The 21,440-nt window shown below is 37.2% G+C and carries 22 protein-coding genes; 12 read left to right on the top strand and 10 right to left on the bottom strand.

What is annotated here, in order from left to right; all coding sequences use genetic code 11:
- Positions 1-7 precede the first annotated feature (7 nt).
- Positions 8-727 carry a porin family protein gene (locus C1634_RS18920; protein WP_103233782.1) on the top strand — a complete coding sequence of 240 codons (720 nt, stop codon included), beginning with the start codon at positions 8-10 and terminating at the stop codon, positions 725-727.
- A 108-nt stretch (positions 728-835) separates the two neighbouring features.
- Here C1634_RS18920 and C1634_RS18925 read toward each other — a convergent pair whose 3' ends face one another.
- The 7 genes from C1634_RS18925 to C1634_RS18955 all read right to left on the bottom strand — a co-directional run bounded on the left by C1634_RS18925 (position 836) and on the right by C1634_RS18955 (position 8,327).
- A complete protein-coding gene (locus tag C1634_RS18925; RefSeq protein WP_103233783.1) occupies positions 836-1,783 on the bottom strand; it encodes a glycerophosphodiester phosphodiesterase family protein in 948 nt (315 codons plus the stop codon).
- A 141-nt stretch (positions 1,784-1,924) separates the two neighbouring features.
- Positions 1,925-3,424, bottom strand: coding sequence for an amidophosphoribosyltransferase (gene purF / locus C1634_RS18930; RefSeq protein ID WP_103233784.1), 1,500 nt, complete (start codon positions 3,422-3,424; stop codon positions 1,925-1,927).
- Between the two features lie 66 nt (positions 3,425-3,490).
- Positions 3,491-3,850 (bottom strand): four helix bundle protein, encoded by a 360-nt coding sequence (locus tag C1634_RS18935; protein ID WP_109738946.1) that lies wholly within the window; start codon positions 3,848-3,850, stop codon positions 3,491-3,493.
- A 35-nt stretch (positions 3,851-3,885) separates the two neighbouring features.
- Positions 3,886-4,608, bottom strand: coding sequence for a phosphoribosylaminoimidazolesuccinocarboxamide synthase (purC, locus tag C1634_RS18940; RefSeq protein WP_065397805.1), 723 nt, complete (start codon positions 4,606-4,608; stop codon positions 3,886-3,888).
- Positions 4,609-4,644: 36 nt separating this feature from the next.
- Entirely contained in the window at positions 4,645-5,340 is a 696-nt protein-coding gene (locus tag C1634_RS18945) for a DUF3307 domain-containing protein (RefSeq protein WP_103233786.1), read from the bottom strand.
- 2 nt (positions 5,341-5,342) lie between these two features.
- Positions 5,343-5,948 (bottom strand): SatD family protein, encoded by a 606-nt coding sequence (locus C1634_RS18950; RefSeq protein ID WP_109738947.1) that lies wholly within the window; start codon positions 5,946-5,948, stop codon positions 5,343-5,345.
- Positions 5,949-6,407: 459 nt separating this feature from the next.
- A complete protein-coding gene (locus C1634_RS18955; protein WP_109738948.1) occupies positions 6,408-8,327 on the bottom strand; it encodes an endonuclease in 1,920 nt (639 codons plus the stop codon).
- A 194-nt stretch (positions 8,328-8,521) separates the two neighbouring features.
- On the opposite strand from C1634_RS18955, the gene C1634_RS18960 reads away from it, so the two are divergent.
- The 11 genes from C1634_RS18960 (at position 8,522) to C1634_RS19005 (ending at position 18,041) form a co-directional block, all read left to right on the top strand.
- On the top strand, positions 8,522-9,661 hold the full coding sequence (locus C1634_RS18960) for an acyl-CoA dehydrogenase family protein (RefSeq protein WP_103233787.1): 1,140 nt from the start codon (positions 8,522-8,524) through the stop codon (positions 9,659-9,661).
- 24 nt (positions 9,662-9,685) lie between these two features.
- Positions 9,686-10,183 (top strand): DinB family protein, encoded by a 498-nt coding sequence (locus C1634_RS18965; protein WP_109738949.1) that lies wholly within the window; start codon positions 9,686-9,688, stop codon positions 10,181-10,183.
- Positions 10,184-10,387: 204 nt separating this feature from the next.
- Complete coding sequence (locus C1634_RS18970; RefSeq protein ID WP_109738950.1) at positions 10,388-13,318, top strand: reprolysin-like metallopeptidase; 2,931 nt, start codon at positions 10,388-10,390, stop codon at positions 13,316-13,318.
- A gap of 477 nt (positions 13,319-13,795) precedes the next feature.
- Positions 13,796-14,509: a glycohydrolase toxin TNT-related protein gene (locus tag C1634_RS18975; RefSeq protein ID WP_103234669.1), complete on the top strand. Its 714-nt coding sequence runs from the start codon at positions 13,796-13,798 to the stop codon at positions 14,507-14,509.
- A gap of 9 nt (positions 14,510-14,518) precedes the next feature.
- A complete protein-coding gene (locus tag C1634_RS18980; protein WP_103234668.1) occupies positions 14,519-14,929 on the top strand; it encodes a hypothetical protein in 411 nt (136 codons plus the stop codon).
- 124 nt (positions 14,930-15,053) lie between these two features.
- Complete coding sequence (locus tag C1634_RS18985; protein ID WP_103234667.1) at positions 15,054-15,791, top strand: energy transducer TonB; 738 nt, start codon at positions 15,054-15,056, stop codon at positions 15,789-15,791.
- An 84-nt stretch (positions 15,792-15,875) separates the two neighbouring features.
- Positions 15,876-16,343: a pyrophosphohydrolase domain-containing protein gene (locus C1634_RS18990; RefSeq protein WP_109738951.1), complete on the top strand. Its 468-nt coding sequence runs from the start codon at positions 15,876-15,878 to the stop codon at positions 16,341-16,343.
- 2 nt (positions 16,344-16,345) lie between these two features.
- Complete coding sequence (locus tag C1634_RS18995) at positions 16,346-16,909, top strand: TlpA family protein disulfide reductase (RefSeq protein WP_103234665.1); 564 nt, start codon at positions 16,346-16,348, stop codon at positions 16,907-16,909.
- Positions 16,910-16,912: 3 nt separating this feature from the next.
- Positions 16,913-17,518 carry a DUF4230 domain-containing protein gene (locus tag C1634_RS19000; protein WP_103234664.1) on the top strand — a complete coding sequence of 202 codons (606 nt, stop codon included), beginning with the start codon at positions 16,913-16,915 and terminating at the stop codon, positions 17,516-17,518.
- A 17-nt stretch (positions 17,519-17,535) separates the two neighbouring features.
- Positions 17,536-17,676 (top strand): hypothetical protein, encoded by a 141-nt coding sequence (locus C1634_RS26130; RefSeq protein ID WP_165835361.1) that lies wholly within the window; start codon positions 17,536-17,538, stop codon positions 17,674-17,676.
- A 179-nt stretch (positions 17,677-17,855) separates the two neighbouring features.
- A complete protein-coding gene (locus C1634_RS19005; RefSeq protein WP_103234663.1) occupies positions 17,856-18,041 on the top strand; it encodes a hypothetical protein in 186 nt (61 codons plus the stop codon).
- 98 nt (positions 18,042-18,139) lie between these two features.
- Here C1634_RS19005 and leuB read toward each other — a convergent pair whose 3' ends face one another.
- The 3 genes from leuB to leuC form a co-directional block, all read right to left on the bottom strand.
- Entirely contained in the window at positions 18,140-19,264 is a 1,125-nt protein-coding gene (gene leuB / locus C1634_RS19010) for a 3-isopropylmalate dehydrogenase (protein WP_109738952.1), read from the bottom strand.
- Positions 19,245-19,853, bottom strand: coding sequence for a 3-isopropylmalate dehydratase small subunit (gene leuD, locus C1634_RS19015; protein ID WP_103235438.1), 609 nt, complete (start codon positions 19,851-19,853; stop codon positions 19,245-19,247). The genes leuB and leuD overlap by 20 nt, the downstream gene beginning before the upstream one ends.
- Positions 19,854-20,033: 180 nt before the next feature.
- On the bottom strand, positions 20,034-21,422 hold the full coding sequence (gene leuC / locus C1634_RS19020; RefSeq protein ID WP_109738953.1) for a 3-isopropylmalate dehydratase large subunit: 1,389 nt from the start codon (positions 21,420-21,422) through the stop codon (positions 20,034-20,036).
- Between the last annotated feature and the right edge of the window lie 18 nt (positions 21,423-21,440).

Below are 21,440 nucleotides of genomic sequence, written 5' to 3' on the forward strand. Positions count from 1 at the left end.
TAAAATTATGAAGAAGTTATTTTTAGGATTAGCATTAACTGCTGGTACGCTAGCTTTTGCTCAGGAGACAGAAACAAAGACAGAAACGAAAACAGTAAATGCATCACCGCTAAAAAAAGATGTTCAACCTATTAGATTCGGGATTAAAGCAGGGGGAAACTCAGCATACTTCAGCCAACAGAAGTTTGGAATCAATACTCAACAATTAGGTTTCCACGCAGGTGTATTTGTTAATATTCCAATCTCAAAACAATTTAGCTTCCAACCAGAGGTATTGTATAACCAAATGGGAGCAAAAGATGTACTTTATTCTACAGAAACTGATAACGGAGCGACGAATGTAAAAACTAAAGCACAAAGTAGAGTAAACATGAACTATATTTCAGTTCCATTAATGGTTCAAATGAGACCTACTGATAAGTTTTATATTGAAGCAGGACCTGAATTCAGTTATTTCATTAATGGAAAAAACAAAGGTGAAACTACAGTAGCAAGTACTACTGGTGGGGTTACTACAACCACTTCAAGTTCTCACTCTGCAGATATCGACAAAGACATGATCAACCAATTCAACTTTGGTTTAGGTCTTGGTTTAGGGTATGATATCACTTCCAATATCGGGATCAGTGCAAGATATGTAAACAGCTTGACAAAGATCGATAAGAGCAGACCTGCAGCTGAAAATAACAACAGAGTATTTCAGTTAGGTTTGAACTATAAATTTTAATTATAGAACCAATTTTTTAACCCCAAGTACAGCCATCTGTACGCATAAAATAGCCGGAAGAATTTCTTCCGGCTATTTATTATTGTAAGTACAGCTATGTAAATATGTTTACTCAAATATTCTCGGATCATCACTGATTACACCGTCAATTCCCATCTCTTTTAATTCCTGTAATCTCTCTTTTGAGTTGACGGTCCAGGGAATCACTTTCATCCCTAATGCATGGCATTCCTGTATTAATTGGGGAGTAATAAGAGTATGATCAGGACTGTAAATAGTCGGGGTAAAACTCAGGAATTTCATATCTCCGGATACTCCATTCAGATGGTCAGGATACATCTTGAATTTTTCTACAGGAATATTTTTAAAATAAGCCTGCTGCTGCGCCAGTTTTTTATCATCCACTTTCTCTACCAGCAAAGCGGTCATGATTTTAGGATATTGCTTATGAAGGATTTCCAGTGTTCTTGGATCAAAAGACTGAATAATGACCCTATCCTGGATTTTTTTCTCTACGATAATCTTCATCATCAGATCAACAAATTCTTTCGGTTCGGGATGAAATATATGATCTGAGAACGGTCGGGTTTTAGTTTCTATATTATAAAAAGGTAGTGGTCTTTTCAGTTCACGGGCATACGACTCGCACGCATCTATGACGTCTGAAAAGAGGGGTTTTTGAGCCTTCATTTTCTTTTGATCAGGATAATTATTCAATTTCTTTAATCCTACATCAAAAGTTTTAATCTTTGCATAGGGCATCTCATAGATTTTATAATAAAAACCTGAGTCTTTTGGAATATAGGTTCCATCCGGCTTTGTGACCAATTCAGGAGAAAGGAAGGAATCATGAGAAAGAATTACCTCTTTATCTTTGGTGATGGCCAGATCCATTTCCAGCGTTGTGATGTTCATTTTCAGAGCGTTCTTCATGGCCGGGATTGTATTTTCGGGGTAAAGAGATTTTCCACCGCGATGTGCCTGTTTGTCGAAAGACTGTGAAGAATAAAGTTGGGCACATACCAGAAAAATACCCGTCAAAAATACGTTTTTCATATCCTGAAGTTTTAATCTGACAAAATTAAAACTTCGTTGTGTACTGTATAATACAGGAATATTAAGCTTTTGCTACATTTATAAAATAAAAGAGCCAGGGACAGCCCTAGCTCTTTTTGTTTTTATATTTCAATAAAGATATTAATTGAATAATTCTACCTCCTCTCCTTTTTCTACCGGATATTCTTCAGTAAAGCATCCGAAACAGTGATTGGCAGATCCTAAAATAGTTTTCAGGTTATCAATACTTAAAAACTCTAAAGAATCTACTCCCAGATAGTTTTTAAGTTCCTCTGTAGTCATATTCGCAGAGATCAAATCATCTTTAGACGGAGTATCAATTCCCAGATAACATGGAGCAATAATAGGTGGAGAAACACTTCTGAAGTGGATCTCTTTTACGCCTGCATCTTTTAAAATTTTAACCAGTCTCTTTGATGTTGTCCCACGAACAATAGAGTCATCAATGATCACTACTCTCTTATCCTTCATTTCGGAGATGATTGGGTTCAGTTTAAGGTTCACTACCCTTTCTCTCATCTCCTGTGTAGGAACAATGAAACTTCTTCCGATATATCTGTTTTTGATCAAAACAGGACGGAAAGGTATTCCTGAAGCTTTAGAGAAGCCAATTGCAGCCGGAACTCCGGAATCCGGAACTCCAATAACCAAATCGGCATCTACAGGAGCCTGCTCCCAGATCTTCTCCCCTGATTTTTCTCTGATCTCATATACATTGATGTTTTCTAAGGTAGAGTCAGGTCTTGCAAAATAAATGTATTCAAAAGAACATATTCTCTGCTTTCCTTTCGCCTCATCCATCATGTAAGAGTGAAGTTTTCCAGGTTCGTTTTCATTGGTATAAATGATCTCTCCCGGAAGGATATCACGTACATACTGAGCTCCTACTGCATCTAGTGCAACAGACTCTGAAGCAACTACGTAAGACCTTTCGTCGATAGCTCCTAACACCAATGGACGAATTCCGTTGAAGTCTCTGAATGCAAAGAATTTGTTTCTTGTCATCCCAACTACAGAATAAGCTCCTTCGATCTTTTCCATCGTTGCTTTAATCGCTCCACGAAGACCTAAATCAAGGTTTTTCTGGATCAGTCTCAGGATCACTTCAGAATCGGATGTAGCTCTGAAAACAACGCCTTCAGCTTCTAATTCTGTTTTTAGTTCTCTCGCGTTGGTAAGGTTACCATTGTGCGCTATAGAAAGTATAATCTGGTCATATTCGTTTTTCGCGAAAAATGGCTGGAAGTTATATTTCTTTTTATCTCCTGCAGTGGTATAACGGGTATGCCCAATTGCAGAATTTCCCATAAAAGTTTCAGGTTCCTGAATGTCTTTATAAACATCTAAAACCAGTCCCTCGTCTTTCATGTTGGTAATTCTTCCATCTTTTAACACGGAAATACCACAAGCCTCCTGACCTCTGTGCTGTAATGCAAAAAGCCCGAACTGTGAAAGAGAGAAAGTATCCAGATCATTATCCGAATACAATCCGAAGATCCCACATTCTTCATTAGGAGCATCCAATCTTTCCTCTTCCTGAGTTCTGAAAAGATTTCTCCCGTAAGTCTGGGTTTCAAACTGTTTTAAATATTCACTTTTATGAATGTCTAAACTTTTCATTTCTATTTTTTCTAATGATTAGAAGTTAGATATTAGATGTTAGAAATTAGTCTAAGTTAACTTCAATTATAATTTTAAACTTGCTTTTAATGAATAGATCATTTTCTGAATTTCAGCTAAAAGTTCTTTTAAGGGAGCTATTTTTGTTTCAGAAATAAAATTCAAATCAATCAATAACTGAAGCTGTGTTTGTAGTTCATAGGTAGAACCAAACGCAATTCCGAGAAACTGGTAAAATTCATTTTTATTATTTCTTCCGGCTCCTTCTGCAATATTAGACGGTATTGAAACAGCACATCTTCTGATTTGAGATTGTAGTCCGAATTTTTCTTCCACTGGCAATTCAGCTGAGATCACATAAACCTCTTTAACTAAAGCCATTGATTTGTTCCAGACTTTCAAATCTTCTATCCGGTGCGATTTCATACTAATTTCTAATATCTAACTTCTAATTTCTAAAATTATTTTGCAAGTAAGTTCTTCAATCGGTTATAGATCTCAACATAAGCTTCAGTAACTTCTCCTAAGTCTCTTCTGAATCTGTCTTTATCTAATTTTTTCATGGTATCTTTATCCCATAGTCTGCATGTATCAGGAGAAATTTCGTCAGCTAAGATGATTTCTCCGTCTGAAGTTTTACCAAGTTCGATTTTGAAATCTACCAGGATGATATTGATTTTGTCAAACAGGTCGATAAGGATCTCGTTGATGTCTGAAGTTAACTCATACATTTCGTCAAGCTCTTCATACGTAGCAGCACCTAAGAAAACAGCATGGTGATCGTTGATAAGCGGATCTCCCAATTCGTCTTTTTTATAGCAGATATCGAAGATCGTTACCGGAGATTTTATTCCTTCTTCCACTCCTAATCTTTGTGCCATACTTCCTGCAGAGTAATTTCTTACTACCATTTCCAAAGGAATGATAGATACTTTTCTTACCAACTGCTCTCTTTCGTCCAATTGTTTGATGAAATGAGTTTTGATCCCTTTTTCATTTAAATATTCAAAAATAAGGGTTGTAATAGCATTGTTCATTTCCCCTTTCAGATCAACCTGACCTTTCTTTTGAGCATTAAATGCTGTAGCATCGTCTTTGAAACGTACTACTACTTCATCAGGATTATCGGTAGCAAATACCTGTTTTGCTTTCCCCTCGTACAACATTTCTTTCTTTTGACTCATAATTTTACTTTCTAAATTGTAGTTAGATTTATTGATTTATTTTATTATTATTCCTGTTAAGACAGCCAGTCCAAAACTCAGCAGTGTACCAATTAATACATATTCTGTAAGTTTCCTCTGTTTTGCCTGTGCAAGGTCGCTGAACCTGAAAACAGATTTGGCAGCTACCATGAAACCCACGCCTTCCCAGTGATTCACCATGATAAAAGTGAAAACCAGCAGGCGTTCTAAAATTCCGATATATTTTCCGGCACTTGATAAAGATTCGGTTTGAATAGTGTTGGGGCCATCCGGAGCAGGGGTCCAGGATGACAATAATATTTTGATAAAAATAGAAGCAGGTGTTGTCAGAAACAATGCGGCCATGATAAGCTTTAAAAATTCCTGATTTTGTAAAAAGCTGAAGCTGAATTCCTGAAAATAAAAAGAAACTCCTGCAATGACCAGAACATGCAGCACCTGATCAATGAAAAACCATGTTTTTTTAGTTTTTACATTCTGAAAGCTAAGCTTTGCGGCATCTATCATAAAATGAGTAATCCCCACCAAAACTGCCACCCACCAAAGCTGCAGATCCCAAAGGAAAATAAGGCTTAAAGCAGTGTGAATCAGAATATGAAAGTATAAAAACTTACTTTTTAGTTTATAGTTTTCCTTATCTGCAACCCATGAATTTGGCTGAAGTATAAAATCTCCGAGTAGATGTGCCAATATGAGTTTGATAAAGATCATGCCTATAGTTCTGAGATTTTCTTTCTGAAATACTGGTTGGTTTCCACGATGAGCTCATAGTTGGCTCGCTTCAGTCTCTGGCTTACAGAAGACTGTGAAATAGCAAATCTCTTGGCAAGATCTTCCTGCGTAATATCCTGGTTCATGATCATTTCATGAATAATCTCTGATGTAGCCATCGTCCAGTTATCAAAATCTTTGGACGACCATTTCAACAGGATATTAAGATCTCTGTCAACCGGGTCACTGGATGTTTTGATAGCCACGGTGTGACCGTCACTTTTAAGGTCATTCAAAAGCCTGCCGGAATTGACATAGGCGGTACCATTGGATTCAGTGATCTTCTCAGAAGAAAAACTTTCCTCACCAATACCTATGGCCATTCTTACATCTAAATTTTCCTGACTTTTAATAAGAGATTTTACGGCTAGAAAACGCCAGAAAACGTCATCAATATTGCATTTGAACTGAAACTCATCTCCTCTGTAGATTTCCCATGTGAGAGGAGCGCTCCCCCATTTTTCGAGAAGATGTTTTAGTCTGGTAATCCAAACTTCAGTATCCGCATGCTGTGAATTTATAATATCACCGGTAATGACCGCTATCATACTGCAAATATAAGCATAATTACTTATATATAAAAAATATAAGCAGAAACACTTATAGATATTGATTATTAGTGAATCTGCTTATATCGATCATGTAGTAAACATAAGGTTTTTAAGACTTTATATAAAATTGCAAAATTATATAAAAACAAAAAACGGAGAAAATTTTTAAAATTACATTTCCTTTAACTCTACTTTTTTTCATTTTTTTAGTGAGAAGCTATTCCTGCTATCCGCTCATACTCCTCGCTCCGGGCTATCCCAACCCCTTAATCCTCCAACCTTACCGCCGTACTCCGGGGTAACCGCTTCTATCAGGGCTAGGACAGTCATTGCGAGCAAAGCGAAGCAACCTCTTAAATATTTCTACACCATATAAAAATAAACCTCACAGGTTTTAAAAACCTGTGAGGTTTGGCTTATCACAAAAATGATTATTATTTAAATACTGAGAGTCTTTTATTTTTTGATAAACTGATGGGCATTCTCATCAAGCTTTAAGAAATAGATTCCCGTCGGAATTCCTTGCACAGAAATGTTTTTCTTATTTCTGAACGGATCTTTCTCTGTATAAATCACTTTTCCGGAAAGATCTATAATTTGGGCTGTTTTTATTTTTTCCGTTTCTCCTTTTACATAAAGGTTATCATAAACCGGGTTTGGATAGATGGTAAATTCATCATGAGATGCAATCAATTCTGAAGTAGACAGAGTACCCCCCAGATTTTGACAATAATTAGAAGGATAAGAATCCCACTCGCTGATATTAAAGGTATCCGCAGGCTTATTGATTGTACTTTTTCTATACAAAGATACATTGCCGTTATTGTTCGTTGTATATTTTACCCCAATAGCATCTACCGTAACCGTCTTATTATAAGCAAGCTCTACGTAGTTGCCTCCGGTAAATGTCAAAGGATCAGAAGCTGTCACAAACTTTGCCTGATCATTGGTATAACACGACAAAGTAGCTTTTGGATTCAAAATAACAAAAGTTTCATTATTCCCGACCTTCCCTTCCAGTTCATACGTATCTCCACTATAGATGGCTCCTGAGCTGTTATTTTTAAACTGAATATTAATCCTGTAATTATTCAGATTAACTTCATGCCCCGTCTTATTAACGATTTCCAGCGCGTTATTCTTAATGGTATTGTTGCTGTTATTGGTTCCTGATATATACTTTGTAATCATAAGATCCGGAGCATAAGAATCCGAAGCAATCGTAGAAGCTGTAACCGTATTACTGAACGGAGATTCCAGGTATCCTTTATCAAAAGCTTTTACAGTAAAAGTGTAAGTTGTTGACGGGCTCAGGTGATCAATACTTACGGAAGTTCCTTTTGTAACTGTAACAGGCGTTGCCGAACCATTCATATACACTCTGTATCCCAGCACGTCGGTATCGGGAGAAGCAGTCCAGTTCAAATTCACAAAATAAGCATTCTGCTGTGTTGAAACCAGTGATCCTGGAGCTGCCGGAGCAACACTGTCCGGCGTTTCAGACCAAATTATATTAATCCATTCAGGATGATCAATAAATGGGTTTCTGTTTTTTTGTATGGTATAGATAGCATTGTTCCTATCAATTTCTCTTTGCGAAACAGGGTCTGCACTGCTCCATTGCTTGAGCATAGCAATATAAGGAAGATCAACAGCTCTTTCTTCTGTTCCGTCAAGCGGACATTGGTCTGTAGCAGGTGTTATGTTTGCAGATGTGCTATAAGCCGTATTAAACGAACCTAATTTCCCTTCATATCTCACTGCAAAGTATAATAAAGTCCTTGCAATATCACCTTTAAATTCATTAATAGGTTCGTAAACTCTTCCGGTATAAGGGTAATTGGGAATGGCCGCATTAGACATCCTCGAAGTATTGCTGAAAATATAATGATTCGTACTGTTTCCTATTCCATAAGGATAGTTATTCCTTAACTGGTTAATCCTTGCATCAGCCGGAATAATAAAATTCAGATCAGAATACATTGGATAATCACTGATTGATGAACTTGTACTGAACGTACTTTGTGGCATCATATGCTCTCTGTTATACCCTAGTCCTTCTGCACCTGCAGTACTTATTAACTGATCTAATGTATACTCATAAGCATCCGGCCCAGAAGGGATTTCAGAATAGATATCCAGCAGATACTGAGTATTGGAAGCATCATGATCATAATATTTGTCAAGATCAGTCTGGCCATAATACGTTTTAAGATCGTCATAATGCCAATTGACCATTTTTTCCGAAATAATATCGTGAAGTTTAGATTTCAGGGCATACCCCGTCAATCCGGCTGTTCCGTTATAATATCCGGCAGGAGCCTGCGCAGAAAAATAAGAGGAAATTAAAATGATAGGAAGTAGAATTTTTTTCATGCCTTAAAAATTGGGGGACTAAAATAGTGAAATAAAAAACGCAAAATGCAGAATATTTTATTACGAAAGTATTAATTTTTAAAATATAAAAAATTGAAAATTAATAGAATTGCCCTCTAAATATTATGAATGAAATAATTTTTTTTAGCATTCCGCCAATTTGGTTATCTTTGGGAACTAACTATTATTATCATATGAATACAGAGACTATTGACAACATCAAAATGATAGCGGAGACGGCTAGAGAATTTGCGGAAAAGAATATCAGACCGAACATTATGGAATGGGATGAAAGCCAAACATTTCCTAAAGATCTGTTCCACCAATTAGGTGAAATGGGTTTCATGGGGATTGTAGTTCCTGAACAATATGGAGGTTCCGGCTTAGGATATCATGAATATGTTACTATTCTGGACGAAATTTCTCAGGTTGACCCATCTATTGGTCTTTCTGTAGCAGCACACAACTCACTTTGCACCAACCATATCTATGAATTTGGAAATGAAGAGCAGAGACACAAATGGCTTCCTCAGCTAGCTTCTGGAAAAGTAATCGGAGCTTGGGGACTTACAGAGCACAACACAGGTTCAGACTCAGGAGGAATGTCTACTACAGCTGTAAAGGATGGTGATGAGTGGATCATCAGTGGAGCTAAAAACTTTATTACTCACGCTATTTCAGGAGATATTGCCGTAGTAATGACAAGAACAGGAGAAATAGGAGCTAAGAACAACTCTACTGCTTTTGTTTTAGAAAAAGGAATGCCTGGCTTTACTTCCGGAAAAAAAGAAAATAAATTAGGAATGCGTGCTTCCGAAACAGCAGAACTGATTTTCGATAGTGTACGCGTACCAGATTCCCACCGTTTAGGAGAAGTAGGAGAAGGTTTCAAGCAGGCAATGAAAGTGTTGGATGGTGGTAGAATTTCTATCGCTGCACTAAGTTTAGGTACTGCAAGAGGTGCTTATAAAGCTGCTTTGAAATATGCAAAAGAAAGACATCAGTTTGGAAAGCCAATTTCAGATTTCCAGGCTATCAACTTTATGCTGGCAGATATGGCAACAGAAATTGATGCTGCGGAACTTCTTATCCAAAGAGCTTCTACACTGAAAAATGCTAAACAAAAAATGACAAAAGAAGGAGCTATGGCAAAACTATATGCTTCTGAAGCTTGTGTGAGAATTTCCAACAATGCTGTTCAGATTTTTGGAGGATACGGTTACACAAAAGACTTCCCTGTTGAAAAGTTCTACAGAGATTCTAAACTTTGCACCATTGGTGAAGGTACTTCTGAAATCCAGAGACTGGTAATTGGAAGAGATATCACAAGATAATCTTAACTTTTAAAACAAATACAAATGATTAAACAGGCACTTTTAGGTGAATTTCTGCACGAAGCTGAAAACACCAGAAAAATTTTACAGGCAATCCCTGACAGCGCACTAGACTGGAAACCGTCTGAAAAAAACTGGACAACCGGTCAGCTCGCTTCTCATATTGCTGAAGTATACAATTGGTACGAATCCACTTTCAATCAGGATACTTTTGATATGGGTGCGTATAAGTATGACAAAGGAGATATTTCAAAAGCTGAAAATATCTTAGCAAAATTTGAAGAAAATGTTGCCAATGCACAGAAAGTTCTTGAAAACTCTGACGAAAACACTTATTTCAATGAGTGGAAAATGGAAATGAACGGAAATGTACTTTTCCCTCCGTCTCCAAAGATTCAGGTGATAAGAGGCTTTCTTTATAATCATTTGTACCATCACAGAGGAGAACTGGTTGTTTATTTAAGATCAACCGGAAATAAAGTTCCCGGGCTTTATGGCCCCACTGCTGATGATAAAATGTAATTGAAAATATTATATTGAACAAATTAAGAATGACATATGCTGCGGTGTATGTCATTTTTCTTTTAGAGAGAGGCTTTCTCAATTATACTCAATGCATCGCATAATAAATTAGATGAAAAGTCTAAAATATTCTTAAAAAATTTAGTTTTCAATAACATATTTTTTGTTAGCTTTGATATTCCACAATCAAATTTAATATTTAATATGAAAAAACAATTAACGCTGATTGGAATGCTCCTTATTTCGGGTATTTCTTTCGCACAGACTGACCGTCTTTGGTCTGAAGGCTCCAGAAAGGCTTCATCAGAGATTTTTGAAAACAAATCCAGCATCAGCAATCCAAAGGTGTACAACCTGAACATCAACGGATTGAAAAATGTTCTGGCAAAGGCTCCCAAAAGACTTGCAGCAGGCGAAAAATCAGAACTCATCATCTCTTTTCCCAATTCTGAAGGCAGAATGGAAAATTTTAAAGTGAGGGAGAATTCCAATTTTGCCCCCGAGCTGGCAGCAAAATATCCGGATATCAAATCCTACGTAGGAGAAGGTCTGGATGATCCTAACTCTACAGTCTATTTCAGTGTTTCTCCACTCGGACTGTCCTCAATGGAAATTTATGGTGATAAATCTGCCGTATTCATCGAACCTTACACTAAAGATCTTTCCACTTATGTAGTGTACAGAAAATCTGACAAAAAAGATGATCTTAACAAGTTTGAATGTACCGTAGTAGATGCCGCACAGAAAGGAGTTTCCAACTCTGCTCTTGCTGCAAGACCTAATGCAGACGATGCCAAACTGAGAACATTCAGGCTGGCTCTATCCTGTACAGGAGAATACACCTCTTATTTTGGAGGCACAAAAGCTCAGGCTCTGGCCGCAATGAATACTACAATGACTCGTGTAAACGGTGTTTTTGAAAAAGATTTTGCCGCAAGAATGGTTCTGATCGCCAACAATGACGCTGTAATCTATACCAACGCTTCTACAGATCCGTATTCCGCAGCTTCAGGAATGAGCAGCTGGAATTCTCAATTACAAAGCACTCTGACTTCTGTAATTGGTGAAGCCAATTACGACATCGGACACTTGTTCGGAGCTTCAGGAGGTGGAGGAAATGCAGGCTGCATCGGCTGTATCTGTACAAACGGTTCCAAAGGAAGCGGATACACTTCTCCAGCAGATGCTATTCCTTCAGGAGATAATTTTGACATCGACTACGTGGCTCACGAAATGGGACACCAGTTCGGCGGAAACCATACCTTCTCTATGAATAATGAAGGAACAGGTGTTAATATGGAACCGGGATCAGGATCAACAATCATGGGGTATGCAGGAATTACCAGCCAGGATATCCAACCGCATTCTGATGCGTTTTTCCATGCGATAAGCATTCAGCAGATCACCAATAACATTAAAGCTAAAACCTGCTCTGTCAATACCAATACAGGAAATTCTATTCCAACAGCTAGCGCAGGCTTAGACTATACAATTCCAAAAGGAACTCCATTCGTACTGACAGGTACAGGAACGGATGCTGACGGAGATTCTTTAACCTACATCTGGGAACAGATAGACAATGCTTCTTCTTCTCAGACAGGAGCAAGTTCTGCCGCCAGTGCAACAAAAGCTTCAGGACCTAACTTCAGATCATGGGTTCCAACAACATCTCCAGCAAGATATTTCCCAAGAATGGCTTCTGTATTAACGGGAGCAACAACTACAGCGGGTTCTGAAATTACTGTGGAAGCTCTTTCTTCAGTGGCCAGATCATTGAACTTCAGATTCACCGTTCGTGACAACAAAGCGGGAGGTTCTGGAAATAATTCTGATGATGCTGTAATCACTGTGAATTCAACGGCAGGACCATTCCTGGTAACTTCACAAAACTCAGCAACCACTTATGCCGGAGGAAGCTCTCAAACAATTACATGGGATGTAGCCGGAACTACAGCCAATAGTGTCAATACAGCCAATGTAGATATTCTTTGGTCAACAGACAGCGGAAACAACTGGACTACTCTATTAGCAGGAACTCCAAATGATGGTTCGCAGGCTGTTACGATTCCAAATTCTACTACAACGACAGGAAGAATCATGGTAAAAGGATCCAATCACATTTTCTTTGATGTAAATAATGCCAACATCTCTGTAAATGCAGGTTCCGGAACTCCTGACACCGTTGCTCCTACAGCTCCTACCCTTGCTGCTTCAGGAACAACTGCTACTACCACTAACCTTTCATGGTCAGGGGCTACAGACAATGTAGGAGTTACAGGATATGACATCTATCAGGGTGCTTCATTAATCGGATCTTCAGCTTCTACGACGTATACCGTAACAGGACTTACTCCTGCAACAACGTATTCTTTCTCTGTTAAAGCAAAAGATGCAGCAGGAAATGCTTCCGTTTCCAGCAATACAGTAAGCGTTACCACTCTTTCAGGAGGAACTGTTTCATATTGCTCTTCTTCAGCATCCAATACAGCTGATGAAAGAATCGGAAATGTAACATTCGGATCGATTAATAACACTTCTACAGGAACAGCAGGTTATGAAAACTTCACTTCAGTTTCTACCAATGTGACAAGAGGAAGTGCTTACACCATTTCTATCACTCCGGTTTGGACTTCTACAAAGTATAGCGAAGCATATGCTGTTTATATTGATTATAACGGTGATGGCGACTTTACAGACAGCGGAGAATTAGCATGGACAAAAGCAGGTTCTACAACCAGCCCGGTTACAGGATCTATTACCATTCCAGCTACAGCTACTGTGGGATCTACAAGAATGAGAGTGATGATGAAGTACAGCTCAATACCTACTTCATCATGTGAAGCTTTCACTTATGGCCAGGTTGAAGACTATACCCTTAATATCGTTTCTTCAGGAAAAGGAGATCTTCAGAATACAAAAGATCTGATCACAGATATTAAGCTTTATCCAAACCCAGTTAGAGATGTGCTTTATATTTCCAATACAACTTCGGAAGACTACAAGATTTTCGATATGGGTGGAAAACTAATTGACTCAGGAAAACTACAGAGAGGCTCAGTAAATGTAAGTAATCTTATCAAAGGTGCTTATATGCTTCAAATTGGAGAATCATCCAAGAGGTTTATTAAAAACTAAAAACCTTAAAATTAAACGATGTGAAAAACTGCTCTTTAGGGGGCAGTTTTATTTTTTTTGTAGTGTAAAATATTATACATAATGTATTTATTATTGTAATTAATTTCATAAAAACATTTTATTTAAAATAAAATCACCAATATTTAAGTTTTTTGATTTAAATTTATCGCATAACAATATTTTGTTGTGCCGTTTACCCAGATTGTATTTAAGGGAGCTCCAGACCCTATTTTGACGTCTGATGCAGTTGCTTCTTTCGACTCTATTCTGAGATGAATTGATATTTCAACAATGTATTGTCAGAAAAGTGTATTATTCAACCCAATTTCAGTTCTGAAATTTTCTTTTACAGGCTGAAAAATAGCAATACTATTCATACTACTATTTCACTTAAGATTTTTGTAAAGAAAATGATGTTTCAAAAAGGCAGACTCCTTTAATACCCTATTAATTTTAAAATAATTTAAAATTTTATATATGAAACATTTATTTAAGTACCTCTTTTTTTTAGCGATTACTTCGCTCTCGGTTGCCTGTAATTCGGACAGGGATGATCAAGTTGAAACGAATCCGGACGTTACCACCGTATTCTACAAAAATGCTGATGAACTGGCAGCAACCTACGACAACAATAACTCCGTAAGCCAAACTATCAGAAATCAGGCTTACGACCTTTACAAACAAGGTAAATGGAGCGAACTGGAATCTCTATTTAAAGCCAATAATTTAAATGGCGGATGGCCTCCTGCAAACGGCGGATATAACATTGTTGATGAAGTGTCTTTACAAGTTGGACAAAAATTTGACCGTTATAGTGGTGCTGTCGGGAGCTACAATGGAACGGGTGTTCCTACTTTAGGAGGAAGTTTTACAAGTCCTATTATCAACGGATATGTATATACTTTTACCCAAAGAGCTTTAAATCAAGCGGAAGACAAATACGACTTTTATTATGAAATTGATGTAGTGAACAACTCCATGCAGTTCAAAACTCAGACAGCAGATATTATTCCTTGGTTTAATCAGGCAGGAAAAGGAAAACAAACGATGTGGAAAATTCCAATCGACATCAATACAGGATATCAGAAAACATGGAATAAACTGGCACAGGAAGGGTATATAAAAATTACCATTAAGAAAAGTCCTAGCGGAAAATATCCTAACTTAGTAGGCACAGTTATTCAGCCATAAAAAATTCAAATGTATTCAATATCAAAAAAAATAAGCATTATTAAAAAGGCTTCTATTGCAAAAAGCACTTTCATGAATGATGAAGCCCTTCCCTCTGCAACCACCACTTTCACCTGCTGCAGTTGTGGTCATAAAAATACCGTAGAAATAAAACCCTACGAATCAGGATTTGCAATACTTCAGCTATACAACGAAGATCAAGTTTTATCCAAAAGTGAATTGTTAAAACACGGAATGGTCAGCGAAACTTCTCAAAGAATGATGTATTTCGGAGAATTGACAGTCAATGATCAGCCAACGTTATATTTTGGCACCGATTGTTCATCTTGTCATTCGCAATACATTGGTGTATTTAGCTATGGGGAAAAACAACCAGGGTTATCGACCCTAAGTATCTCTGGCTTATGGAAGTATGAATAATTGAAATCATTTATACCGAATACAGAAAAGTCCACAACCTGAAAGTTGTGGACTTTTTCTTAATTTAGCAAACAAACTAATCGTACTCATTCAAAGTACTCTTAACCGTGGAAACACTTCTAAAATGAAAAAAACAATCTTATTCCTTCTTATTCTACTCTCCGAATCAGCATTTTCACAAAAAACACTCGCCACATATCCTGATGGCCAGTTTCCTTACAAAGGAGGTTCCATCCAATTATTCTCAGACATGCAGGACTATTTTCTGAAAAGCGGGTCGAAACCATGTGATAAAAATGAAATCTATTTTATAAGCCTAAAGATTGATGAGAATGGCAAACCTGCTTTGATAAAGAAAAAAAGTGATGAAAGCGTCATAGAAAAAAACAAATGTGCTTTTACTCTTGTGGTCAAATCTTTAGGAAGCCTGAAAAACTGGCAGCCTGCGGAACAAGACGGGAAGACAGTTTCTGCTTATTTTGATTTTCTATTTCAACCGAAAGATTTCTTTGAAAATTACAAATCTGATTATAATATTGCCAAATCATATGAGTCTGCTGCCATTCCCGGCGGAATCAAAGCATTTCGAAAAGACGTCCGTGAAAGCTTAATAAATTATCTGGACTGGGAATCCTACAACCCCAAAGGAACATTTATTATATCCTTTGCAGTAGATACAGATGGAGACATCACAAATGTAGATATTGAACCTAAAATAGAAAATAGTAAAATTCTTCTTGAGGATATAAAATTTGCCCTCAAAAAAATAAAAGGAAAATGGGTTCCTGCAAAAACTAATGGAGTACCAGTGAGATCATGGTTTAGAATGCCTTTTAATTTTAAATCGTCAGATAGAGACTGAGATTCCTGACAGCTTATTCTTTTTACGCTGTACATTTCACATTTTACAAATCCTTTTCTATCTTTGTGGGAAATAAAAAAATTCATGGATAAAATTGATAGTTTGAACCAAGTAGCAGAATTCCATACTACTTTCAAAGCCCCTATTTTAGATACCCCACAAATTCCTTCTCCGGAAAGATGCAATCTGAGAGTAGAACTTTTACAAGAAGAATTAAACGAACTGAAGCAGGCCATTGCAGATAATGATATTGTAGAAATTGCGGATGCATTATGTGATCTTCAATACGTTTTGAGTGGTGCTGTACTGGAATTCGGACTTGGCAACAAATTTGTAGAGTTATTCAACGAAGTTCAGCGTTCTAATATGTCGAAGGCATGTGATAATGAAGAGCAGGCAAAGGAAACTGTTGAATTCTATAAAGAAAAGGAAGTAGAATCTTTTTATGAAAAGTCTGGAGAAAAATTTAACGTTTACAGACAGGCAGATCATAAAGTATTGAAAAACAAATACTACTCTCCTGCTGATTTAAAATCAATTATCGAAAAATAAATATGAAGAAATTTATTACCAATATTGTTGCCTTTTCAAGCTTATTTTTAGCCGTTCAGCAGCTGAGCGCTCAAAAAGTAGTGATGAATCGTGAGGTTGACACCCAGAAAGATGGCAAAATGCTTTTAGGAAATCAATTGAAAGAGCAGTTTTTAAAAGCTCCTTATGCAGATTGGTATGTAAAAGAACATGACGAGTATGTTCTTGACCAAAAGGCAGTCAGTGAATTGAAAAAAGAGAAAATTGGCACTTATGACATCATTGTTTTTATGGGAACATGGTGTGAGGACAGCCACAGAGATTTTCCAAGACTGATGAAAATATTGGAAGCGGTAAATTATCCGGAAAATAAATTAAACATTATTGCCGTAAACCGTAAGAAGGAATCTCCTACCGGGGATGAAAGTCTTTATAATCTTCAGAAAGTTCCTACTATTATCCTGAAAAGATATGGAAAAGAAATTGGGAGAATTATAGAAATGCCTACTACAGGATATATTGAAAGAGATCTGGTTCAGATTCTGAAAAAAAATGATTCATCTGTTATCAAAGAAATTTTTAAATAGATTTTGAGAAATTATAAAACAATTTTGTCTTTTGCAACCGGCGCCGGCGTTGTGATACTGCTGTTTTTCGGTCTTAAATCCTGCCTAAACCTGGGAAATAAAACTGAGAAATCGGATTATTATATCCTGACCAATCAGATTTCCAAGATGAATAAGATGGTGGTAATCGAACAGAATACCTCCAGTATGCAGAAAACGAAGATGGGATTTGAAGTATTTGGCAAGGAGGTATCAAGCAACAGCATTATTACCTATACAAAGACCAATGCGCAGGTTTCTTATGATCTTAACAAAATGAAGATCGAAGTAGATTCCATCAATAAAAAACTTGTTATTACAGAGCTTCCTGATGCAGATATCAGAATCACACCAAGCGTTGAAATCCAGTCTTTAGATGATTCTTTCTTTAACCGAATTGAGGAAAAAGACATTAAGAATGTTACTCAAAAAGCTAAAGAAACCGCAGAAAAATCAATTGACCAGAATCAGCTGAGAAGTGAAGGCCATAAGCAGCTAATGGAAAATCTTAATAACATTTTCGTCCTGGCAAAAGCTTTGAATTACACTATTGAAGATAAGACAGGAAAAATTGGTATCTTAGGTCTCTAAGACTAAATACTAATATCATGAATTCAACAGAAGACAAAAAAGAAAAAGAAGAGACGTTACAGAATCAAGATTTGGAAAACAACCCATCTCCAAAAAAGACAGAGAAAGAAAAAGTTCCAAAATCTTCTACAAACAAATCCGGTAAAACTGGAGGTTAAACAGGATGAGGATCTTAACAATACCTCTCCACAAAAACATGCTTCTGATAAGAAAGAAGATGTTCCAAAGTCACCAACCCAGAAATCAGTAACACGCGGAGGGTGATGTATGCTTTTCCCATTTTGGCAAGCGCTTTGAATGATAATATCAATATTTTTGAAATTAAAAATTTAAAGTCATGAATACAAAAGGAAACACCAACAAAAAAGAATCTGCCAATACCGCAGAAACTAAAAAGCAGAATGAGGATTTCCAGGATATTCCTGCTGCCTCGAAAAAGACCAATCCACCTGAAATTGATAAGGAAGACATTCAAAAAGCTTCAAAAAACAAATCAGGAAAAACGGATAATACAAAAAGATAAAAGAGTTGCCAAAGCTTCTTTATAATTAAAAAACGAAAAGTTCCGCTTCATATGAGGCGGAACTTTTCTTTCTAACTATCTAAATGAACTTTTTGTTTCTATACAATGGTTGATTTTCCGATCTTGATATTTTCAAAATTGTAATACGACTTTTCGGAATATCTGATATGGTCGGCAATAAAGTTTCCCACTTCACTTGTTGAGTAATACTGCTTCGTATTCAGATCTACAGTAACATACTTATTTTCAATAGCATGCTCCACGGACTGCCTTAGTTTGCTGGCTGCAGCCTGTAAATTAAGATGATCCAGCATCATGGCTACACTTAAAATAGAGGCAACAGGATTTGCAATTCCTTTTCCTTTAGCCTGAGGATAAGACCCATGGATAGGCTCAAATAAAGCATTTTTCTCACCCACCGAAGCAGATGGCAGAAGCCCGATAGAACCTCCAATCACACTCGCTTCATCTGAAATAATATCTCCAAACATATTTTCAGTCAAAATAACATCGAAGTGTTTAGGATTAAGGATCAGCTGCATCGCGGCATTATCCACAAACATATAATCAAGTTGTACATCGGGATATTCTGTGGCAATTTCCTGACATGTTTTTCTCCATAATCTTGAAGTATCCAGAACATTAGCCTTATCAATAAGTGTAAGTCTTTTATTTCTTTTCTGCGCTTCCTGAAATGCCATATGCGCAATTGGAATAATATCTTCACGGCTGTATTTACATACGTCATAAGCATACGCTCCTTCAGGATCTGTAAATTTTTCACCAAAATAGATTCCACTTACCAGTTCTCTGAAGATCTGAATATCCGCACCTTCAATAATCTCTCTTTTGAGCGGGCTCTTATCAATTAAAGAACCATACGTTTTCAAAGGACGGATATTGGCAAACAATCCCAGCTCTTTGCGAAGTTTTAGCAACCCTTGTTCAGGTCTTACTTTTGCATCCGGATTATTATCAAAAATCGGATCTCCGATGGCCCCAAAGAGAACAGCATCAGATTCTTTACAGATTTTCAGGGTCTCATCCGGTAAAGGATTTCCTGTTTTGAAAATAGCTTCTGCACCGATTAATCCATAATCAAAATGGAATTTACATTGAAAAGCTTCAGCAATAACATCTAATATTTTAATGCTTTCGCTGATGATTTCCGGGCCGATCCCATCTCCGGGAAGAACCGCGATTTTAAAATAATTGTCGTTCATTTGTTTTTTGTGTCTTTAGTTCAAACTTTGTAATCGCCTGTTTTCTGCTGATTAAAAAATCAATATCGTCATAGCCGTTTAGCAGGCATATTTTCTTATAAGAATCAATCTCAAAGGTTTCAGTAGTATCTTTAAAGCTGATAGACTGCAGCTCTACATCAATCGCAATTTCATTGTCTGGATTTTCATTGATGCCTTCTAAAATTTCTTTTAAAAACTCTTCGGAAACTTTTACAGGAAGAAGTCCGTTATTGAGAGCATTTCCTTTGAAGATATCCGCAAAATAACTGGAAACAATTACTTTAAAACCATAATCCGTTAAAGACCAGGCAGCATGTTCACGACTGCTTCCACAGCCAAAATTATTTCCTGCCACCAGAATCTCACCACTGAATTTTGGATTGTTTAAAACAAAGTCAGGATTCGGTTCACCTGTATGAATATTGAACCTCCAGTCTCTGAACAGATTCTCACCAAACCCTTTTCTGTCTATACTTTTCAGAAACCTTGCCGGAATAATCTGATCTGTATCTATATTTTCTGCTGGCAATGGAACTGCAGTGGATTTTATAATAACTAATTTTTGCATGTATTCTATATTGTTAGACTTTGAACCACAAAAACACAAAAATTTTCTTTTTTACCCTTCAGTTCACTTAAGAAGAGGTAAAAGACTTCACTTTTTATGCAGGTAAATGATAACTTCTTCTTACTTAAGTGTTATCATTTTTTGTGACTTTATGGTTAAAACATATTTTAAAATTCCTTTTTAGTGTACACTTTCAAAAGCGGAAATTTTACCTTCTATCGCTGCTTTTGCTGCGGTAAGCGGACTGGCAAGAATGGTTCTTGCTCCTTGTCCCTGCCTGCCTTCAAAGTTTCTGTTGGAAGTGGATACACAATATTCTCCTTCAGGAATCTTATCATCATTCATTGCCAGACACGCTGAACATCCCGGCTGACGGATCTGAAATCCTGCTTCATTGAATATCTTATCTAATCCTTCTTCATAAATCTGCTTAACAACCTGCTGAGATCCAGGCACTATGAGAGCTTTCACTGCTTCGGACTTACTTTTTCCTTTTATATACTGAGCTGCTGAACGGAAATCTTCTATTCTTGCATTGGTACAGCTTCCTATGAAAACATAGTTAACCTTGATGCCGTTAACTGTCTGACCTGCTTCCAATCCCATATACCGTAATGCCTTCTCTTCAGATTCACTCTGGGGAGCCGGAATTACTTCACGGATAGAAATCCCCATTCCCGGATTTGTTCCATAGGTAATCATCGGATAGATGTCTGCAGCATCAAAGCTGAGCTCTTTATCGAAAATAGCCCCATCATCTGTTTTCAGGGTTCTCCAATACTCTACTTTCTCTTCCCACTCTTCACCTTGCGGAGCGAATTTTTTATCTTTTACATATTCAAAAGTCGTTTCGTCAGGAGCAATCATTCCGCCTCGGGCACCCATTTCAATGCTCATGTTGCATACGGTCATTCTTCCTTCCATCGACATTTCTTCAAATACATTTCCAGCATATTCACAGAAATATCCTGTTCCACCATCTGTTCCTATTTTTGAAATGATATAAAGAATAACATCCTTAGACTGAACATTTTCATTCAAAGTACCCGTCACAGTAATTCTCATTGATTTTGGCTTGTTGAGAAGCAGACACTGGCTGGCAAAAACCTGCGCTACCTGGCTCGTTCCAATCCCAAAAGCAATAGATCCGAATGCTCCATGGGTAGAAGTATGGCTGTCACCGCAAACAATACTCATTCCCGGTTGGGTAATTCCCAGTTCCGGAGCAATGATATGCACGATTCCCTGATATTGGTGCCCCAATCCGAAGAGTTCAATATTGTTTTTCTTACAGTTTTCGGTAAGCTGCTCTACCTGATTTCTTGAAAGATCATCTCTGATAGGCTTCTCCTGATGCAAAGTAGGAACATTATGATCAGCTGTTGCTACAATCTGTTCCGGCCTGAATACTTCCAGGTTTCTGGACTCAAGTTCCGCAAAAGCCTGAGGGCTCGTTACTTCATGGATAAGGTGTTTGTCTATGTAGATAATCTGGGGTCCGTCAGGAATAGTTTCTACTACGTGAGCGTCCCAAACTTTATCAAAAAGTGTCTTTTTATTACTGTCCATTGTTTACTTTATCTTGAT

It is taken from the genome of Chryseobacterium viscerum (genome assembly GCF_002899945.2).
GTDB classification, from domain to species: Bacteria; Bacteroidota; Bacteroidia; order Flavobacteriales; family Weeksellaceae; genus Chryseobacterium; species Chryseobacterium viscerum.

Excerpts from the sequence above, each read along its gene's own strand:
- C1634_RS18920 (WP_103233782.1), top strand. The coding sequence starts at position 8 with ATGAAGAAGTTATTTTTAGGATTAGCATTAACTGCTGGTACGCTAGCT.
- C1634_RS18925 (WP_103233783.1), bottom strand. The coding sequence starts at position 1,783 with ATGAAAAACGTATTTTTGACGGGTATTTTTCTGGTATGTGCCCAACTT.
- purF (WP_103233784.1), bottom strand. The coding sequence starts at position 3,424 with ATGAAAAGTTTAGACATTCATAAAAGTGAATATTTAAAACAGTTTGAA.
- C1634_RS18935 (WP_109738946.1), bottom strand. The coding sequence starts at position 3,850 with ATGAAATCGCACCGGATAGAAGATTTGAAAGTCTGGAACAAATCAATG.
- purC (WP_065397805.1), bottom strand. The coding sequence starts at position 4,608 with ATGAGTCAAAAGAAAGAAATGTTGTACGAGGGGAAAGCAAAACAGGTA.
- C1634_RS18945 (WP_103233786.1), bottom strand. The coding sequence starts at position 5,340 with ATGATCTTTATCAAACTCATATTGGCACATCTACTCGGAGATTTTATA.
- C1634_RS18950 (WP_109738947.1), bottom strand. The coding sequence starts at position 5,948 with ATGATAGCGGTCATTACCGGTGATATTATAAATTCACAGCATGCGGAT.
- C1634_RS18955 (WP_109738948.1), bottom strand. The coding sequence starts at position 8,327 with ATGAAAAAAATTCTACTTCCTATCATTTTAATTTCCTCTTATTTTTCT.
- C1634_RS18960 (WP_103233787.1), top strand. The coding sequence starts at position 8,522 with ATGAATACAGAGACTATTGACAACATCAAAATGATAGCGGAGACGGCT.
- C1634_RS18965 (WP_109738949.1), top strand. The coding sequence starts at position 9,686 with ATGATTAAACAGGCACTTTTAGGTGAATTTCTGCACGAAGCTGAAAAC.
- C1634_RS18970 (WP_109738950.1), top strand. The coding sequence starts at position 10,388 with ATGAAAAAACAATTAACGCTGATTGGAATGCTCCTTATTTCGGGTATT.
- C1634_RS18975 (WP_103234669.1), top strand. The coding sequence starts at position 13,796 with ATGAAACATTTATTTAAGTACCTCTTTTTTTTAGCGATTACTTCGCTC.
- C1634_RS18980 (WP_103234668.1), top strand. The coding sequence starts at position 14,519 with ATGTATTCAATATCAAAAAAAATAAGCATTATTAAAAAGGCTTCTATT.
- C1634_RS18985 (WP_103234667.1), top strand. The coding sequence starts at position 15,054 with ATGAAAAAAACAATCTTATTCCTTCTTATTCTACTCTCCGAATCAGCA.
- C1634_RS18990 (WP_109738951.1), top strand. The coding sequence starts at position 15,876 with ATGGATAAAATTGATAGTTTGAACCAAGTAGCAGAATTCCATACTACT.
- C1634_RS18995 (WP_103234665.1), top strand. The coding sequence starts at position 16,346 with ATGAAGAAATTTATTACCAATATTGTTGCCTTTTCAAGCTTATTTTTA.
- C1634_RS26130 (WP_165835361.1), top strand. The coding sequence starts at position 17,536 with ATGAATTCAACAGAAGACAAAAAAGAAAAAGAAGAGACGTTACAGAAT.
- C1634_RS19005 (WP_103234663.1), top strand. The coding sequence starts at position 17,856 with ATGAATACAAAAGGAAACACCAACAAAAAAGAATCTGCCAATACCGCA.
- leuB (WP_109738952.1), bottom strand. The coding sequence starts at position 19,264 with ATGAACGACAATTATTTTAAAATCGCGGTTCTTCCCGGAGATGGGATC.
- leuD (WP_103235438.1), bottom strand. The coding sequence starts at position 19,853 with ATGCAAAAATTAGTTATTATAAAATCCACTGCAGTTCCATTGCCAGCA.
- leuC (WP_109738953.1), bottom strand. The coding sequence starts at position 21,422 with ATGGACAGTAATAAAAAGACACTTTTTGATAAAGTTTGGGACGCTCAC.